The sequence below is a fragment of the Salsipaludibacter albus genome (genome assembly GCF_019798055.1).
Taxonomy (GTDB): domain Bacteria; phylum Actinomycetota; class Nitriliruptoria; order Nitriliruptorales; family Nitriliruptoraceae; genus Salsipaludibacter; species Salsipaludibacter albus.
Window position 1 is genome coordinate 40,464 of the sequence record NZ_JAHOPH010000013.1, and the last position, 17,522, is coordinate 57,985.

At 71.4% G+C, this 17,522-nt stretch carries 18 protein-coding genes and 2 tRNA genes; 9 read left to right on the forward strand and 11 right to left on the reverse strand.

Annotated elements, in window-relative coordinates:
- The first annotated feature begins 79 nt into the window (after nt 1-79).
- The 3 genes from KR546_RS09830 to KR546_RS09840 all read left to right on the forward strand — a co-directional run bounded on the left by KR546_RS09830 (nt 80) and on the right by KR546_RS09840 (nt 2,070).
- Nucleotides 80-1,711, forward strand: coding sequence for a long-chain fatty acid--CoA ligase (locus KR546_RS09830; RefSeq protein ID WP_238444532.1), 1,632 nt, complete (start codon nt 80-82; stop codon nt 1,709-1,711).
- A 120-nt stretch (nt 1,712-1,831) separates the two neighbouring features.
- Nucleotides 1,832-1,909, forward strand: a tRNA-His gene (locus KR546_RS09835).
- A gap of 85 nt (nt 1,910-1,994) precedes the next feature.
- Nucleotides 1,995-2,070, forward strand: a tRNA-Lys gene (locus KR546_RS09840).
- A 60-nt stretch (nt 2,071-2,130) separates the two neighbouring features.
- Here the strand turns inward: KR546_RS09840 and KR546_RS09845 are convergent.
- The 4 genes from KR546_RS09845 to KR546_RS09860 form a co-directional block, all read right to left on the reverse strand.
- The gene (locus tag KR546_RS09845; protein ID WP_238444533.1) at nt 2,131-2,880 is read right to left on the reverse strand and encodes a phosphoglyceromutase; all 750 of its coding nucleotides are present in this window, start codon (nt 2,878-2,880) and stop codon (nt 2,131-2,133) included.
- A 149-nt stretch (nt 2,881-3,029) separates the two neighbouring features.
- Nucleotides 3,030-3,449, reverse strand: a complete 420-nt coding sequence (locus KR546_RS09850) for a universal stress protein (RefSeq protein ID WP_238444534.1) — start codon at nt 3,447-3,449, stop codon at nt 3,030-3,032.
- Nucleotides 3,450-3,524: 75 nt separating this feature from the next.
- Nucleotides 3,525-4,010, reverse strand: coding sequence for an aromatic ring-opening dioxygenase LigA (locus KR546_RS09855; protein WP_238444535.1), 486 nt, complete (start codon nt 4,008-4,010; stop codon nt 3,525-3,527).
- Between the two features lie 148 nt (nt 4,011-4,158).
- The gene (locus KR546_RS09860) at nt 4,159-4,614 is read right to left on the reverse strand and encodes an aromatic ring-opening dioxygenase LigA (RefSeq protein WP_238444536.1); all 456 of its coding nucleotides are present in this window, start codon (nt 4,612-4,614) and stop codon (nt 4,159-4,161) included.
- A 131-nt stretch (nt 4,615-4,745) separates the two neighbouring features.
- Here KR546_RS09860 and KR546_RS09865 point away from each other — a divergent pair, with 131 nt between their 5' ends.
- Nucleotides 4,746-6,251: an ATP-dependent DNA ligase gene (locus tag KR546_RS09865; protein ID WP_238444537.1), complete on the forward strand. Its 1,506-nt coding sequence runs from the start codon at nt 4,746-4,748 to the stop codon at nt 6,249-6,251.
- A 17-nt stretch (nt 6,252-6,268) separates the two neighbouring features.
- The gene (locus KR546_RS09870; RefSeq protein ID WP_238444538.1) at nt 6,269-6,613 is read left to right on the forward strand and encodes a hypothetical protein; all 345 of its coding nucleotides are present in this window, start codon (nt 6,269-6,271) and stop codon (nt 6,611-6,613) included.
- A gap of 189 nt (nt 6,614-6,802) precedes the next feature.
- Here the strand turns inward: KR546_RS09870 and trxA are convergent, their stop codons facing one another.
- The 3 genes from trxA to KR546_RS09885 all read right to left on the reverse strand — a co-directional run bounded on the left by trxA (nt 6,803) and on the right by KR546_RS09885 (nt 8,587).
- Nucleotides 6,803-7,180 (reverse strand): thioredoxin, encoded by a 378-nt coding sequence (gene trxA / locus KR546_RS09875; protein WP_238444539.1) that lies wholly within the window; start codon nt 7,178-7,180, stop codon nt 6,803-6,805.
- Nucleotides 7,181-7,367: 187 nt separating this feature from the next.
- Nucleotides 7,368-7,802 (reverse strand): M67 family metallopeptidase, encoded by a 435-nt coding sequence (locus KR546_RS09880; RefSeq protein WP_238444540.1) that lies wholly within the window; start codon nt 7,800-7,802, stop codon nt 7,368-7,370.
- Entirely contained in the window at nt 7,799-8,587 is a 789-nt protein-coding gene (locus tag KR546_RS09885; RefSeq protein ID WP_238444541.1) for a DUF1295 domain-containing protein, read from the reverse strand. The genes KR546_RS09880 and KR546_RS09885 overlap by 4 nt, the downstream gene beginning before the upstream one ends.
- A 142-nt stretch (nt 8,588-8,729) precedes the next feature.
- Between KR546_RS09885 and KR546_RS09890 the strand changes: the two genes are divergently transcribed.
- The gene (locus KR546_RS09890; protein WP_238444542.1) at nt 8,730-10,277 is read left to right on the forward strand and encodes a circularly permuted type 2 ATP-grasp protein; all 1,548 of its coding nucleotides are present in this window, start codon (nt 8,730-8,732) and stop codon (nt 10,275-10,277) included.
- A 46-nt stretch (nt 10,278-10,323) separates the two neighbouring features.
- On the forward strand, nt 10,324-11,274 hold the full coding sequence (locus tag KR546_RS09895; RefSeq protein WP_238444543.1) for an alpha-E domain-containing protein: 951 nt from the start codon (nt 10,324-10,326) through the stop codon (nt 11,272-11,274).
- A 107-nt stretch (nt 11,275-11,381) separates the two neighbouring features.
- On the opposite strand, the gene KR546_RS09900 is transcribed toward KR546_RS09895, so the two are convergent.
- The gene (locus KR546_RS09900; protein ID WP_238444544.1) at nt 11,382-12,254 is read right to left on the reverse strand and encodes a transglutaminase family protein; all 873 of its coding nucleotides are present in this window, start codon (nt 12,252-12,254) and stop codon (nt 11,382-11,384) included.
- Between the two features lie 81 nt (nt 12,255-12,335).
- Between KR546_RS09900 and KR546_RS09905 the strand changes: the two genes are divergently transcribed.
- The gene (locus KR546_RS09905; protein ID WP_238444545.1) at nt 12,336-13,043 is read left to right on the forward strand and encodes a uracil-DNA glycosylase; all 708 of its coding nucleotides are present in this window, start codon (nt 12,336-12,338) and stop codon (nt 13,041-13,043) included.
- Here the strand turns inward: KR546_RS09905 and KR546_RS09910 are convergent.
- Together KR546_RS09910 and KR546_RS09915 are read right to left on the reverse strand one after the other, a co-directional pair.
- Nucleotides 13,040-13,921, reverse strand: a complete 882-nt coding sequence (locus KR546_RS09910) for a TIGR01777 family oxidoreductase (RefSeq protein WP_238444546.1) — start codon at nt 13,919-13,921, stop codon at nt 13,040-13,042. The two genes, KR546_RS09905 and KR546_RS09910, sit on opposite strands and share 4 nt — an antisense overlap.
- A gap of 54 nt (nt 13,922-13,975) precedes the next feature.
- The gene (locus KR546_RS09915; RefSeq protein WP_238444547.1) at nt 13,976-14,860 is read right to left on the reverse strand and encodes an ATP-grasp domain-containing protein; all 885 of its coding nucleotides are present in this window, start codon (nt 14,858-14,860) and stop codon (nt 13,976-13,978) included.
- 98 nt (nt 14,861-14,958) lie between these two features.
- Between KR546_RS09915 and KR546_RS09920 the strand changes: the two genes are divergently transcribed.
- Nucleotides 14,959-15,789 (forward strand): PPK2 family polyphosphate kinase, encoded by an 831-nt coding sequence (locus KR546_RS09920; RefSeq protein ID WP_238444548.1) that lies wholly within the window; start codon nt 14,959-14,961, stop codon nt 15,787-15,789.
- Nucleotides 15,790-15,831: 42 nt separating this feature from the next.
- On the opposite strand, the gene KR546_RS09925 is transcribed toward KR546_RS09920, so the two are convergent.
- Nucleotides 15,832-17,436 (reverse strand): MFS transporter, encoded by a 1,605-nt coding sequence (locus KR546_RS09925; RefSeq protein ID WP_238444549.1) that lies wholly within the window; start codon nt 17,434-17,436, stop codon nt 15,832-15,834.
- Between the last annotated feature and the right edge of the window lie 86 nt (nt 17,437-17,522).

Sequence of the window (17,522 nt, forward strand, 5' to 3'; positions counted from 1 at the left end):
CCCCGAAACAGCCTGACGTGACTGCCATGGGGTCGTACCGTCCGACCCGGGCTCCCGACCGATCGCGACGAGGACCACCATGACCGTCACCTCCACCATGATGGACGACTTCCAGCTGACCGTGCAGAACATGTTCTGGCACGGCGCCAGGGTGCACGCCGAGCACGAGGTGGTGACCTGGCACGGCGAGTCGGCGACCCGTCGCACCTTCGCCGAGACCGCCGAGCGCGCGATCCGGCTGACCAACGCCCTGGCCGACCTGGGTGTCGAGCAGGGCGACGTGGTCGCCACGTTCGCCTGGAACAACCAGCAGCACGCGGAGGCCTACCTGGGCGTGCCGTGCATGGGTGCGGTCCTGCACACCCTCAACATCCGGCTGTTCCCCGACCAGCTCGACTACGTCATCCGCGACGGCGGTGACAAGGTCATCATCGTCGACGACTCGCTGGTGCCCCTGCTGGCCCGGGTCAAGGACACGCTCGAGGTCGTCGACCACATCGTGGTGGTCGGTGACGGCGACGCCTCGGCGCTGGGTCGGGACGTCCTGCGCTACGAGGAGCTGATCGCGGACGCCTCGCCCGAGGCCGACTGGCCCGACGTCGCCGAGTCCGACCCCTGCACCATGTGCTACACCTCCGGCACCACCGGCAACCCCAAGGGCGTCGTCTACTCGCACCGGTCCCAGTGGACCCACACGTTCGGGGCCAGCACCGGTGGGCTGGGCGTCGGGACCGGCGATCGATTGCTGATGATCGTGCCCCAGTTCCACGCCAACGCCTGGGGGCTGATCTACCTGTCGTGGATCATGGGCATGGACGTCCTGCAGCCGGACCGGTTCCTGCAGCCCGAGCCGCTCGCCGCGTTCATCGCCGCCGAGCGACCGACCTTCGCCGCCGCCGTCCCGACCGTCTTCAACGGACTGTTGCAGTACGGCCAGGCGGTCGACATCGACCTGTCGACCATCACGGCGTGCGTCATCGGGGGCTCGGCCGTGCCGCGCTCGCTGATCGACGCCTTCCACGAGCGCTACGACATCGACGTCGTGCAGGGCTGGGGCATGACCGAGATGTCGCCCCTGGGCACCGTGGGCCTGCCACCGAGTCCCTCGATGGACTGGCACGAGGGAGCCGAGTACCGGGCCAAGGCCGGCCGCATCGTCCCCGGTGTGGAGATGCGCATCATCGGCGAGGACGGCGAGGAGCTTGCGTGGGACGGCGACGCCCAGGGTGAGGTCGAGGTCCGCGGGTCGTGGATCACGGCCGGCTACCACGGGCTCGACGAGGACACCGACGACAAGTTCCACGACGGCTGGCTGCGCACCGGCGACGTCGGCGTGATCGAGCCGGGCGGCTACCTGGTGATCAAAGACCGGGCGAAGGACGTCATCAAGTCCGGCGGCGAGTGGATCAGCTCGGTCGACCTCGAGAACGAGATCATGGCCCACGACAAGGTGGTCGAGGCCGCGGTCATCGGCGTGCCGGACGAGAAGTGGGACGAGCGTCCCCTGGCCTGCGTCGTGGTCGCCGACGGCGAGGAGGTGAGCCCCGCGGAACTCGTCGCCTTCCTGGAGGGACGCGTCGCGTCGTGGTGGCTGCCCGAGCGCTGGACCTTCGTCGACGAGATCCCCAAGACGTCGGTGGGCAAGTTCGACAAGAAGGTCCTGCGTGGCGACAACGACGAGGGCCGACTGGAGATCGCAGTCGTGGACTAGCCCGGCCCAGCGGCGACCGCACCCCGGCGCCATGGCCGGGCCCGGCCCTCTTTGGCTGCCCACGAGCCGGTGCGGTAGCCTCGCTGGTCGCGTCCGGGACGGTCGTCCCGGGCTCGCACGGTGGCTGTAGCTCAGCTTGGTTAGAGCGTCTGGTTGTGATCCAGAAGGCCGGGGGTTCAAGTCCCCTCAGCCACCCCACCACGCCCCTCGTCGCACCGGCGAACGGGCGTGCACGACCGCAGCGGGCGCCCGTGATCCGACGGGGTACCGTGTCCGGTCGTCCGCGCCGCTAGCTCAATTGGTAGAGCATCCGGCTCTTAACCGGCAGGTTCGGGGTTCGAGTCCCTGGCGGCGCACCATGCACCACGGCCCGACTCCCGCACGCACGGGGAGTCGGGCCGTGGCATGTCCGGCGTGGGTCAGCCCGGTGCCGCGGCCTGGGCGGCGACCGCGGCCGCCGCGGCAGCGACCTCGTCGGGGTCGCCCAGGTAGGCGGCCGAGTTCACCCGCAGGTCGTCGTCGAGGTCGTACACCCGTGGCACCCCGGTCGGGATGTTGAGGTCCGGGATGTCGTCGGTGCTGATTCCCTCGAGGTGCATCACCAGCGCCCGCAGGCTGTTGCCGTGCGCCGCGACCAGCACGGTCTCGCCTGCCCGCAGGTCCGGCACGATCGCGTCGTACCAGTACGGCATCATCCGGGCCACGACGTCGGCCAGGCACTCCGTCGCCGGCACGACGTCCGGCGACAGCGACGCGTACCGCGGGTCCCCAGCCGGGTCGAACTCCGAGCCGGGCTCGATCGGCGGCGGCGGGACGTCGTAGCTCCGTCGCCACACGTGGACCTGCTCGGCACCGTGCTTCGCGGTCGTCTGGGCCTTGTCCAGGCCCTGCAGCCCGCCGTAGTGACGCTCGTTCAACCGCCAGGACCGACGCACCGGCACCCAGGTCCGATCGCACGCGTCCAGGGCGAGCCACGACGTCCGGATGGCCCGCACCAGCAGCGACGTGTGGCACACGGTGGGCAGCACGCCCTCCTCCACCAGCAGTTCCCCGCCCCGGCGGGCCTCGTCGCGTCCCTGCTCGGTCAGGTCGACGTCGACCCAGCCGGTGAACAGGTTCTCGAGGTTCCAGGTGGACTGGCCATGTCGGAGCAGGACGAGCGTGGTCATGTGCGATCCTTCGCGACCGGCAACGGACGCGACCGCGCCCACCGGGACCAGTATGGCCGCGACGACCGACCCCCGCAGCGTGACGGATCGGTGCCACAGTTCGCGCTGTTCCGTCACGGTCGGCCGGGGCAGGACGGCCGATGGTGCCGTCAGCGATCCGGGACGACCACCGTCGGGCAGGGGGCGTGTGTCATGACCTGCTGGCTGACCGAGCCGAGCATCAGGCCGGCGAAGCCACCCCGACCGCGGCTGCCGACGACCACCAGGTCCGCGTCCTCGGCCTGCTCCAGCAACGCGCGGGCCGGGAGGTCCAGCACGGCGACGGCCTCGACCCCGTCGAGGTCGTCGCCCAGCGCCTGGGCCACGAAGGCCTCCAGCGTCTCGCGGGCGGCCTCCTGGTCGTAGGTCGGGTCGAACGGGGCGTCGGGATCGACGTGGCGCTGGTCGCCCCAGTGCCACGCCATCACGACCTGCAGGATGGCCCCGTGTGCCCGGGCCTCGTCACGGGCCCACCGCACGGCCCGCGCAGCGTGGGGTGATCCGTCGATGCCGACGACGATGCGGTCCATGGTGTGCCTCCCGGGGGACGGGTGGTGCCGGGCGGCAGCAGCCACCCGGCACGTCGTGGGGTCGGGTGCCGGTCGTCAGCCGGCCCGCGGTGCGGCCGGCGTCGGTGTGGCCAGCCGCACCAGCGCCCAGCCCACCAGCACGAAGATGACACCCAGGGCCATGGCCATGGCGGCCACGCCGAAGGACACGACCGACGTGAACAGGGAGGCCCGCAGGAACGAGGCGTTCATGGCGACGTCACGCAGCGGGTCCTCGCGGTCCAGCTCGGCGTAGGTCTGGCCCTCGGTGGACTCGAGCGCGTGCTGGTTGATGATGTCGGCCTGGGCGTAGGCGGTCAGCGGGCCGTCGACGGTCGCGCCACCGAACATGGCGGCGTCCTCGGAGACCGTGATGTTCTCGTTGGCCAGCTGCCCCTGCACGGTGAACCAGGTGACGGCACCGCCGATCGCCAGGACGATGCCGGCGATGCCCACGAGGATTCCCAGCAGGCGGACGGTCGAGGAGGTGGTCGAGTCGGCCACGGTGGTCGTGGCCACGGTGGTGTCGGTGGTTGCGGACATGTCACGATCCTTGCAGTGGGGGCACCGGGGTGTTCCCGGATGCCCCCAGCGTGGACCGTGACGACCGCGCGCACCGACGAGAGCGGCCCCATCCAGAAGGACCTTCGACCCCCCGCCGGCGGGACGTCCCCGTCGCGCCGGACGGCCGTCACACGACCGCGCGTCGATCCCCCGCCAGGCGAACCAGGGCAAGTCCGATCAGGACGAACACGACGCCGAGCCCCACGGCCATGGCGGCGATCCCGAACGACACCACGGAGGTGAACAGCGACGCGCGCAGGAAGGACGCGGTCATGACGGTGTCGCGGGCCGGGTCGTCGCGCTCCAGCTGGGCGTAGGTCAGCCCGTCGGTGGACTCCAGCGCGTGCACGTTGATGACGCCGGCCTGCGCGTAGGCGGTCAGCGGTCCGTCGACCGGCTCACCCGCGAACATGGCCGCGTCGTCGGCGACCACGATCTGTTCGTCGGCGAGCTGGCCCTGGACGACGAACCAGGTCGCGATCCCGGCCACGGCCAGGACGATGCCCGCGATCGTCACCAGCAACCCGAAGGTGCGGACGGTCGAGCTGGAGGAGGTGTGGGTGTCAGTGGTGGCAGTCGCCATGACAGCACTCCTTGGTCGGGACGGGGAGGTGCAACCCATCCTTGCACACCGGTCCGGGCGACGCGAGGAGTTGCGGACACGACCCGCCCCCTCGCAGCCCTAGGCTGAGGGCTCGTCACGGGAGGTTGCGCATGTTGTTCGTGGAGGTGGCCCGGACCTGGGCGGACGTCGCGAGCACGCGATCCCGCCTGGCCAAGGTGGCACGGCTCGCCGAGACCCTGGCGGCCCTCGACGACGAGGAGCGCGCCGCCGGGACGGCGATGCTGACCGGCGCACCACGGCAGGGCCGCATGGGCGTCGGATGGGCCAGCCTGCGTGACCTCGAGGTCGCACCGGCCGGCGAGCCGACCCTGTCCGTGGCGGACGTGGACGACGCCTTCGCCACGCTCGCGACGACCAGCGGGCCGGGCTCGGTCGCCCGCCGCTCGCGGGTGCTCGAGGACCTGTGGGGTCGGGCAACCACCGACGAGCAGTCGCTGCTTCGTGGCCTGGTGCTCCAGGAGGTGCGCCAGGGTGCGCTGGAGGGCGTGGTCCTGGCCGCCGTGGCACGCGCCGCGGCGGTGGACGAGCCCGTGGTGCGCCGGGCCGCCATGCTGAGCGGTGACCTCACGGCGGCAGCCGTCGTGGCGATGGAGGACGGCGCCGAGGCGCTGGCCGCGATCGGCCTGGAGGTCGGTCGGCCCGTCCTGCCCATGCTGGCGAGCTCGGAGCCAGACCTGGCGGCCGCCCTGGCCCGCACCGGCCCCGCCCGCGTCGACACCAAGTTCGACGGGATGCGCATCCAGGTCCACCGGACCGGCGACGACGTCGCGGTCTTCACCCGCAGCCTCCGCGACGTCACCGGCGACCTCCCGCGCGTGGTCGAGGCCGCCCGGGGCCTGGCCGCCGACACCGTGGTGCTGGACGGCGAGGCACTCGCGCTGGACGACGACGGTCGACCCCGGGCCTTCCAGGACACCATGTCCGGCGACACCCACCTGCGCCCGGTCTTCTTCGACCTGCTGCACCTCGACGGCACCGACCTGCTCGACGAGCCGCTCACGACCCGCCGCGAAGCCCTGGCCCGGGTCGCGCCGGACCACCTGGCCGATGGTGTGGAGACCGACGACCCCGAGGTCGGCACCGACCACCTCCGGGCTGCGCTCGCCGCTGGGCACGAAGGGGTCGTCGTCAAGTCCCTGGACGCACCGTGGGAGGCCGGCAGGCGTGGCGCCTCGTGGGTGAAGGTCAAGGTCGCGCACACCCTCGACCTGGTCGTGCTGGCGGCGGAATGGGGATCCGGACGCCGGCGGGGGTGGCTGTCCAACCTCCACCTGGGGGCGGTGGACGACGACACCGGCGAGGTCGTGATGCTGGGCAAGACCTTCAAGGGCCTGACCGACGAGCTGCTCGCATGGCAGACCGAGGCCTTCCTGGCCCGCGAGACGTCCCGGTCCGACCATGTCGTGCACGTCCGACCCGAGTTGGTCGTCGAGATCGCGTTCGACGGCGTGCAGTCCTCGTCCCGGTACCCGGGCGGGGTCACCCTGCGGTTCGCTCGGGTCAAGCGCTACCGCGACGACAAGCGGGTCGAGGACGCCGACACGCTCCAGACCGTCCGCGACATCCATCGCGGCGTGATCACCCCAGAGGTGTGACGATGCGAGGTGTGACGATGCGAGATGCGACCCCACGAGATGCCACCGGGCGAGAGGTGACCGTCCGGACCCGACGCCGCGTGACCATGGCCCTGGCGCTGCTGGTGGGCGCGGTCGCACTGGCCGGCTGTGCGCCGGGCGCGAACCCCGACGTCGGCGTCGCCTCGGCCACCGGCGAGGTCGCGGGCTTCTGGCTCGGGCTGTGGCAGGGGGTCATCGCGCCCGTCACGTTCGTGATCAGCCTGTTCTCCGACGGGGTCGGCATCTACGAGGTCCACAACAACGGTGGCTGGTACGACTTCGGCTACGTCCTGGGACTCGGGATGATCGTCGGGGGTGGCTCGGCGGCCTCCTCGCGCTGACCGTTCGGCGCACCGGTCGGGCCGCGCGAACCGTTCGCGTATCCGGGTGGTCGGCGGTTCCAGTTCCACGACCCCAGCGGCAACGAGATCGCGATCTACCAGCGCGACTGAGCACACGACGTCGAACCGGCCCGGAGACGACGCTGCCCCCGGCCGGAGCCGGGGGCAGCGTGGAAGTGGGGGTGCGCGTCAGGCCGAGGCGTGCTCGGACTCGTGCTCGGCGATCTGGGCACGGACGTCGTCCATGTCCAGTGCGCGGATCTGGCCCAGCAGGTCCTCGACGGCCGCCTGGGGCAGCGCGCCGGCCTGCGAGAACACCATGATGCCCTCGCGGAAGGCCATCAGGGTCGGGATGGACCGGATGCCGAAGCCCTGGCCGAGCTCCTGCTCCGCGTCGGTGTCCACCTTGGCGAACACCACGTCCTCGTGCTGCTCCGAGACCTGTTCGTAGATCGGGCCGAAGGCCTTGCACGGGCCGCACCACTCGGCCCAGAAGTCGACGAGGACGATGTCGTTGTCCTCGACAGTGGAGGTGAAGTCGTTCTTGGTGAGGTCGACGGTTGCCATGTCGTGCTCGCTTCCGCCCGCGCGGGGCTCGAGGTCGATGTGTCGTGAAATCGGAGGGCGTCGCTGTCGCGCCCGTTCGCTGGGGTCAACGAGCCCCCATCCACGAACATTCCCGGCCTGGCGTGCACCCCGAGCGTCCCGACCGTCCACGCGTCGCCCGGGTGAGGGACCCTCGCCCAGGGGCGTCTCAGGGGGCGGTCGTCGCCTCGACGACGACCCCACGCTCGGTGACCTCGCCGTCGAGGATCCGGAACGCGCGCACGTTCGGGCGGTCGCGGTCCTGGAGGGTGACGATCGCGTAGGTCGCCTCCGGGTAGGCCGCCAGGCGGATGTCGGTCTCGGACGGCCACGCCTCGGTGTGCGTGTGGGAGTGGTAGATGACCAGCTCGCGCTCGTTGTCCTCGATGTCGCGCATCGCCCGCAGCAACTCCCGCGGGTTCATGGCGTAGTAGGTCATCGACCGCTGGTCGTTGGTGATCGGCACGTGGTGGATGGTGCCGTCGTCGTCGATGCCCAGCAGGCCACAGACCTCGTAGGGCACGTCGGAGAAGGCATGCGCCACCAGCGCCTCCCACGTCTGCCGGTCCAGGCGCAGCGGCTCCTCGGACGTCGACTCGCTCACGCCGACACCTCCGACCGGGGGCCCGGGAAGAAGGCGTTGGTGCGGGCCACGTACTCGTCGTAGCCCTCGCGCTTGCTGCCCGACGAGCCCATGCGATCGTCGGTCATCGCGACCCCCGAGACCTTCACGATCAACAGCCACATCAGGATCGGCCCCGGCAGCGCCCACCACGCCCCGGCGGCCACGGCGAACAGGCCGAAGGACAGCCACACGACCGAGTCGCCGAAGTAGTTCGGGTGGCGCGTGTACCGCCACAGGCCACGGTCCATCACCGTGCCCCGGTTGGACTCATCGGCCAGGAACCGGGCCAACTGCCAGTCCCCCACGGCCTCGAAGAACACCCCGACCGCCCACACGACCACCGCGACCAGGTCCAGCCAGCCCAGCTCGCCGGAACGCGTGGCGACCGCCACCAGGGGCATCCCGACCAAGGTCGCCAGCACGGCCTGGAGCCAGAAGACGCGGACCAGGCTGACGATGGTGAAGTTGCCCGACGACCGCTCCCGCATGTCGACATAACGCGGGTCCTCGCCCTCACCCCAGTTGCGCCAGGTCAGGTAGGCCGACAACCGCACGCCCCACAGCGTCACGAGCACGGCGACCAGCAGGGACCGGTCCGACGGCTGTCCGACCAGGTGGACCGTCCACGCCTGGACGACGAAGAACATCCCCCAGACCCGATCCACCAGGCTGACGTCGTGACGCACGACGCTCGCGATCCACACCAGCGTGGCAAAGGCCACGGTGGTGCCCAGGGCGGTCAGCCAGGCCAGCCAGAAGCTCACGTCAGGTCTCCTCGTCGACGGCGAGGTGGCCCACCCGGGCATGGCGCCCGCCACCGGCTCGCCCGGGCAACGTAGTGACTGGTGGCGACGAGGTTCGACCGGTGGCTTGTAGGGTGGTCGGCGGCCGACGACCAGGAGTGGCGTGGAGGACGGACTGGAGCCCTACGACACCCCTGCCGGCTTCGACGAGGCGATCGGCCCCGACGGGGTGCGTGATGCCTACCGCGACACGTTCGCCTTCTACGGGGGCATGTCGGCCCGCGAGTTCGGGCGCCGCCGGGCGCTGACCGACCTCGCGTTCCGCAACCAGGGGATCACGTTCACCGTCTACGACGACGACCGTGGCACCGAGCGCGCGTTCCCGTTCGACCCGGTCCCCCGGATCATCACCGCGGACGAGTGGGCCCACGTCGAGGCGGGACTGCGCCAGCGGGTCACCGCGCTGAACGCCTTCCTCGGCGACGTGTACGGCGAGCAGGAGATCCTCCGCGACGGGGTCGTGCCGGCGCGCCTGGTGCTCGACAACCCGAACTACCGGCCGCTGATGCACGACGTCGAGCCGCCACACGGCGCGTGGACCCACGTCGTCGGCACCGACCTCATCCGCGACCACGAGGGCACCTTCCGGGTCCTGGAGGACAACCTGCGCAACCCGTCCGGCGTGTCCTACATGCTGGTCAATCGCGACGTCACGGCGCGCAGCTTCCCCGGACTCCTGCGACGACACGGCGTGCGGCCGATCCGCCACTACTCGATCGACCTGCTCGCCACGCTGTCGAGCCTGTCCCCCCGCGACACCGACGACCCCACCGTGGTCCTGCTCACCCCGGGCCAGTTCAACTCCGCCTACTACGAGCACAGCTACCTCGCCCAGCAGATGGGCATCGAGCTGGTGGAGGGGCGTGACCTGTTCGTCGACGAGGGCCGGGTGTGGATGCGCACGACCCGCGGACGCCAGGTGGTCGACGTGATCTACCGGCGGGTCGACGACGCCTTCCTCGACCCGGACACCTTCCGTGAGGACTCGATGCTGGGGGTCCGGGGGCTGATGGAGGTGGTTCGGGCCGGACGCGTCGGGCTGGCCAACGCCGTGGGCACCGGCGTGGCCGACGACAAGGCGATCTATGCCCACGTGCCCGCGATGGTGGACTACTACCTGGGCGAGGAACCGATCCTGCCCAACGTCGAGACCCACCTGGGCGCCGACCCCGATGGCCTCGACCTGATGATGTCGGAGTCCGAACGGCTGGTCATCAAGGAGGTCGGGGGCGCCGGCGGGTACGGGATGCTGATCGGGTCACAGGCCGACGAGCGGGAGCGCGCCGCCTTCCTGGAGGTGGTCGCGGCCGACCCGGACAACTACATCGCACAGCCGATCATCCAACTCTCCAGCCACCCGACCTTCTACCCGGACACGCGTGCGTTCGAGCCCTGCCACGTCGACCTGCGGCCCTTCGCCCTGGTCGGTGAGGACATCACGATCGTGCCGGGAGGGCTGACCCGGGTGGCGCTCGAACGTGGCTCGCTGATCGTCAACTCGTCACGCGGTGGGGGCTCCAAGGACACCTGGGTGCTGGCCGACGACGGGGACGTCGAACCGGGCGGCGCCGCCGACGAGCCGGCCCGGACCAGGCCACGCGACGAGCGTGACGCCGAGCCCGCCCCCCGCCTGCTGGAGGTGGACCAGTGATGGCCACGTCGCCGCAGCCCGCGCCAGGGAGGAGGGTCGCCCCACCGTGCTGAGCCGCATCGCCGAGAACCTCTACTGGATGGGCCGCTACGTCGAGCGGTCCGAGAACACCGCGCGACTGCTGGTGGTGAACTACATCGCCATGGCCGAGGCACCCCTCGTGCCCGGCAGTGCGGGCCTGGTCACCGAGCAGTGGGCGCCACTGCTCGACCTGACCGACGACGAGGACGCCTTCCGGGAACACCACGGTCGGGCGGACGCGGGGGCGGTCATCGAGTGGTTCACCACCGATCGCCGCAACCCGGGCTCGATCGCGTCGTCGCTGGCCCGGGCGCGGGAGAACGGCCGCACCCTTCGTGGCCGGATCTCCACCGAGATGTGGGAGGCCCTCAACCGGACCTACCTCGACCTGTGCACCCGCTCCGCGGTCGACGAGGACGAGTTGGCCGACTTCTGCCTCGCGGCCAGGGACGCCGGACAGCTCTTCGCGGGCATCGCCGACGCCACCCTCGTCCGCGACCAGGGGTGGTACTTCCTGCGTGCCGGAGCGCTCGTCGAGCGGACCGACAACACGCTGCGGACCCTGCAGCTGCGGTTCCGGCTGGCGGGCCGTGGGGCGGCCGAGGCCGCCGGGCTCGAGGCCCACCGGGCGATGGCGCTGCTCAAGTCGCTCGGTGCCTACGAGACCTTCCGCCGCACCCACCACCAGGCGCCGGACGCGACCAGCATGGCGGACTTCCTCCTGCTGTCGGACGACCTGCCACGGTCGGTCCGCTACTGCACGGACACGCTGGCCCGGATCGGGCGGTCGCTGGCACTGGTCAACCCCGGCCAGGGCGACCAGTTCGCCCGCGACGCCCGGTGGCTGTCGGCCTGCATGGGCCGGATCACCGACGTGGCGACGATCCTGGAGGACGAGGAGCCGGGGATCGACGACCTGCTCGACGACGTCGCGATGCTGTCCGACGTCCTCACCCGGACGTATTTCGTCGTCTGACCGCCGAGAACTCGGGACTGCGGCGTCTCCCCGATCCGGTCAGATTGGAGTTGCTCGCTGCGCTCACAACGTCCAGTGTGATCGCCGGCGCCGGACGGGGCACCGCGTCAGGCGGGGGTGGGGTCACCGGTGAGGTCGTCGGGACCGGCGTGGCGCACGGCCACCTCGACGGTCAGCGACTCGGTCGTGGCACCACGTCGCAGTCCCCGCACCGGGGGCACGTCGTCGTAGTCCCGGCCCACCGCCAGCTTGACGTGCGCCTGGTTGATGATGCAGCCGTTGGTCGGGTCGAACCCGATCCAGCCACTGCCCGGGAGGTAGACCTCGACCCAGGCGTGCGAGCCCTCGGCACCGATCATCGACTCGTCACCCGACGGGTTGGCGTGGACGTAGCCCGAGACGTAGCGCGCCGGGATCCCCACGCTGCGACAGATCGCGAGCATGGCGTGCGCGAAGTCCTGGCACACCCCGGTCTGGGTCTTGGCGAAATCGGCCAGCGGGGTGTCGACGGTCGTCGAGTCGGACTGGTAGTTCAGGCGGCGTTGCAGGTGCGCGGTCAGGTCGGTGATCCAGGTGACCACGTCGTCGCCCTCGCGGATCGCGACCGAGCCGAAGATCCCGATCCAGTCGTCGTTGAGCGGGACCCGCTCGGTCGGCGACAGGTACTCGAAGAAGCGGTGGCGCAGCTCCGGCAGCAACTCGCCCGGGACACGCTGCGGGGTCGGGATGGCATAGGTCGACACGACCGAGCGCGTGTGCACCTGCATGCGCGGATGCCGACCGGGCAGGTGGAAGTGGTGCACCGTGTTGTCGTAGAAGTCCCGGTGCGTGCGGACCGACACCTCGGGCTCGACGACCACGTCGAAGCGCAGCAGCGTCTGCCGGTAGTCGTCGGCCGGCTGCAGCCGGACCTCGTTGAACGAGTCCCACGCCTGTCCGTCGTAGGCGTAGGTGGTGGTGTGTTCGACCGAGAGCAGCATGGCGCGGAGCGTACCCCCGGCGTCTCGCGCCCAACCCCGCCCTGGGGCCGTGGACGGGTCGGCCCGTAGCCTGTCGCGGACATGACGACCCACCACTCCGACGATGCCGTCCCCGCGTCGACCGACCGCCTCGGCGCGGTGGCGACCGGGGTCGCGGACTGCCGACGGTGCCCCCGACTGGTCACGCACCGCGAGCGGGTGGCCGTCGACAAGCGGGCCGCCTTCGCCGACCAGGACTACTGGGGTCGGGGCGTGCCCGGCTTCGGCGATCCGGACGCCGACCTGCTGGTGGTCGGGTTGGCCCCGGCCGCGCACGGCGCCAACCGCACCGGCCGGATGTTCACCGGGGACCGCTCCGGCGACATGCTGTTCGCGAGCCTCCACCGGGTCGGGCTGGCCAACCAGCCGACCGCCACGCACGCCGGTGACGGGCTCGAGCTGCGTCGGACCTGGGTCACCTCACCCGTCAAGTGCGCCCCGCCCGGCAACCGGCCCACCACGACCGAGCGCGACACCTGCGTGTCGACCTGGCTGGTCGACGAGCTCGCCCTGCTCGATCCGACCGTGCTGGTCGCGCTGGGCGGCTTCGCCTGGGACGTGTGCTGTCGGCTGGGTGGGTGGGACGGCCGCAAGCCACGCTTCGGCCACGGCGCCGAGGCCCGGCTGGCGGACGGTCGCGCCCTGGTCGCCAGCTACCACGTCAGCCAGCTCAACACGTTCACGGGGCGCCTCACGGACGAGATGCTCGACGACGTCTTCCGCCGTGCCCTCGAGCTCGCCGACGGCTAGGCCAGGGCATCCTGCGCGGCCTGCTCGATCGTGGAATGGGTGAAGGTGAACCCGGACTCCAGCAGGCGCTGGGGGATCACCCGCTGCGACGCCGTCGCCAGGTCCCGTCCCACCTCGCCGTAGAGCAGCCGGACGGCGAACACCGGCACCGGCAGGATCGTCGGCCGGTTCCACGCGGCCCCCAGCGCCTTGGTCATGCGGGTGTTGCGGACCGGCTCCGGGCCGGTCAGGTTGAACGGCCCGGACAGGTCGTTGTCGAGCAGGTGGGCGAGCGCACGGACCTCGTCGTCCAGCGAGATCCACGGGACGAACTGTGTCCCGGACCCGACCTTGCCGCCGACCCCCAGCTTGAACGGCACCTCGACCTTGTCGACGAGTGGGCCGCCCTCGGCCAGCACGACCCCGGTCCGGGGGTGGGCGACCCGCAGCCCTGCTTCCCGGGCCGGCTCGGCCGCCTGTTCCCACGCGACGCAGATGTCGGCCAGGAAGTCGTCGCCCGGGGTGGACTCCTCGGTCAGGATCTCGTCGCCGCGCGACCCGTAGATCCCGACGGCGGACGCTGAGAGGAACACCTCCGGGCCCCGGTCGAGCCCGGCCATCGACTCGGCCAACAGGCGCGTGCCGTCGACCCGCGAGGTCTTGAGGCTGTCGGTCCAGGACCCGGTGTCGATCGGCTCGCCGGCCAGGTGGACCACGGCGTCGGTTCCCACGAGGTCGTCGGGGTCGAGCCGCTGGTCGGCGACCGACCACAGGATGTCGCCGTCACGCAGGTCGTCGACCGAGCGCACCAGCCGGGCGACGCTGTCGCCGCGTGCACGCAGGTGCTCGGCCAGGGCCGACCCGATCAGCCCGGTCGCACCGGAGATGGCCACCTTCATGGAGGTTCCTTCGCATCGTCGTGCGGACCCGCGCTCTCCGGACGGTACTGGTGCTCAGGCCGCACCCGCCCCGCCCAGCCGGGCCCGCAGTGCCACGGCCAGGCGCTCGGCAGAGCCGGGCGCCCCCGCCAGGTGCAGGCCCGGGTCGACCAGATCGACCTCCAGCAACTGCCAGGTGCCGTCCGGAGCCGGCAGCAGGTCGACCCGGGCGAACAGCGGCTCGGCCTCGGTCGCCGCGACGATCCACTCGGCCAGGCGGGCCGTTGCCAGGTCCGGTTCGACGTGCTCGTGGGTCGCGCCGAACGCGACCCGGACTCGCCAGTCCCCGGCGGCCGGGACCTTGCGCACGGCATGCGAGCACCGACCGTCGATGCAGACCACGGAGAGCTCGCCGAGGTCGCCGACGCGTTCGAGGAACGGCTGCACCAGCACGTCGTGGTGGGCGAGCAGCTCGGTGAACGCCTCCTCCTCGGCGGCCGGATCGCGCGCGACGACGATGCCCACACGGCCGGCACCCACGGCGGGCTTCGCGACGACGGCATCCCAGCCACGGTCGGCGGCCAGGTCTGCCAGCGACACGCGATCCCCCGCTGCCAGCCATGCGGTGGGCACGATCGGGGCGCCGCGGTCCTCCAGCTCCAGCAGGTAGGACGTGTGGGTGTTCCACCGGACGACGTCGGCGTCCGGGAACAGCTGCGTGACGCCGCCGACCCGACCGGCCCAGTCCACGAGCTCGTCGCGACGCTGGGGGTCGTGTCGGACCGAGCGCAGGACCACGGCGTCGGCGCCGGACCAGTCGACGGCCGGGTCGTCCCACGTGACGACCTGGACGTCCGTCCCGACAGCAGCCAGCGCGTCGGCCATCACCCGGTCGTCGTCGTCGACCGGCACGTCGTCGAGCACGTCGAGGTCGGTGGTGGCGATCAGCACACGAGGCACGGTGCACCCCTTCGGCGGCGGGAACGGGCGGTGGAGGACAGTATCGTGACCGCTCCCGCAGCCCGGCTCCCCCGACGCCGGCGACCGAGGAGGCAACCATGGCCCGTCCCGACCTCGCCGACCTGCGTGTCACCGAAGGTGTCGAGCCCGTCCTGGGGGTGCGCGAGCACACCCACGCCACGGCCGGCATGGAGGACAAGGACGCGGGCGAGGACCTCCTCGACGTCCTGCAGGAGCGCGTCGCGGAACTCCAGGAGCGGCTCTGGGCCGAGAACGCGCGCGCCGTCCTGCTGGTGCTGCAGGGCATGGACACCGCCGGCAAGTCCGGGACGATGCGGCGCGTGTTCCCACTGGTCAGCCCACAGGGCGTCCAGGTCGCGGCCTTCAAGCAGCCCAGCGACCGCGAGCTCGACCACGACTACCTGTGGCGCGTGCACGCGTCGTGCCCGTCGCGGGGCACGATCGGCGTGTTCGACCGGTCGCACTACGAGGACGTCGGCATCGTGCGCGTCAACGGGTGGATCGACGAGGACACCGTCCGGCAGCGCTACCGCCAGATCAACGACTTCGAACGGATGCTGGTCGAGAACGGCACGGTCGTCCGGAAGGTGTTCCTCGACATCTCGCACGAGCAGCAACGCGAGGAACTCCAGGAACGGATCGACGAGCCGGACAAGAACTGGAAGTTCAGCCACGGGGACCTCGAGGTGCGCGCGCAGTGGCACGACTACATGCACGCCTACCGCGAGGCGATGGCCGCCACGTCCACCGACCACGCCCCGTGGTACCGGATCCCGGCGGACCGGCGGTGGGTCAGCGGCGCGTGTGTCGCACAGCTGCTGGTCGACACGCTCGAGGAGATGGATCCGCAGCCACCTCCGCCCGCCGACGACCTCGACGGCGTCGAGATCCCGGCACTGGACGACTGAGGAGGGCGAGCCGGCCGGACTGCCGCCGACGTCCTCCAGCCGTCAGGCCCCCGCGGCCTCCGGTACCACCTCCCCCGGGCGGCCCCGGGGCAGGTTCCCGGTGAACCCCAGTGCAAGCAGAGCCAGCACGGCCGCGACGAGCAGCCCGCTCTTGAGCGAGCGGAGCTGGGCGTCCTGGTAGTCCTCCACGATGGCCGTGACCTCGGCCTCGTCGAGTCCGGCCGACACGGCGGCCTCTTCGACGACCTCCACCGGCAGGAAGTCCGGCGTCGCGTCCTCCAGTCGCTGCTCGACCAGCGCGACCACCTCGGGGTCGAGCCTCGCGTCGTCGCGGACGTTGGCCAGGAACGACGTGGTCAGCCCGCCGAGCACGATCGCCCCGATCAGCGCGATCCCCAGGGACGACCCGAGCTGCTGACCGGTGAACTGCAGCCCGCCGGCCTCGCCCCGCCCGGAGGCATCGACCGACGACTGCACCACGTTGCCGAGCTGGGAGACGATCAGGCCCATCCCGACGCCCAGCAACGCCATCGACACGCCGAAGGCGCCCTCCGCCAGCGACGGCTCGACCGTCGCGAGCAGGGCGATGATCGCGACCATCGTCGCCACCAGCCCACTGCGCACGATCGTCCGGGCACCGAACCGTCCCGACAGGCCCGAGCCCAGCGCCGAGGTCGCCAGCATGGCGATCGAGACCGGCAGCATCCGCACCCCGGTCTCGAGCGCGTCGAGCCCGATCACCAGCTGCAGGTACAGCGGCAGGCCGAAGAAGACCCCCATCAGGACCAGGTTCTGGCTGAACAGGCCCACCAGGCCGGAGCGCAGCGCCGGGACACCGAGCAGGTCGAGGTGCACCAGTGGGTCCTGTTCGTGCGCCTCGCGGCGTCGCTGCCAGCGGACGAACGCCCACACGAGCAGCGCGCCGGCCAGGACGACGAAGGGTGTCAGGGCGAACCCGAAGGGCTCCACGGGCGACTGGCGGGGCTGCAGCCATCCCCAGGTGCTGGCGCGGAGCACGGCGAGCACCATCGTCCCCAGTCCCAGCGCCGACAGGACCGTGCCGACCACGTCCAGCCGCACGGGCGGTCCCGACCGGGCGGCATCGCTCACCCGTCGCGACAGGACCAGGATGACCAGGACGAGCACGACCTCGCCGACGAAGACGACCCGCCACGACAGCTCGGTCGTCGCCCACCCACCGACGATCGGCCCCACCGCGATCCCGGCCCCGGCCATGCCACCGATGACCGCGTAGGCGACACCACGCAGGTGGCCCTCGTAGTTGCCGGCGACCAGGGCGACCAGGGCCGGCAGCACCAGCGCGGCGCCCAGCCCCTCCAGGACCGACCACCCGATCGCGAGGACCGCGACCGTCGGTGCCACCGCGGTGACGGCGGAGCCCAGCCCGTACACGACCAGCCCGACGACGAAGGCGCGGCGACGACCGATGATGTCGCCGACCTTCCCGCCGGCCAGCATGAACATCGCCATCACGAGCGAGTAGAGGGTGATCACGCCCTGGATCGTGGACACCGAGGTGTCGAAGTCCTCGACCAGCTGGCTGATCGACACGTTCATGACGGACTGGTCCAGCACCATCAGGAACTGCGCGATCGCCAACGCCACCAACGGCCACCATCGCCCCATGACGCCCTCCCCGGAACTCGCCCCCTGTGGCCCTGCGTGCGACCTTCTCGTGACCCTAGTCACGGGCACACGGCCCGGGGGGTTCG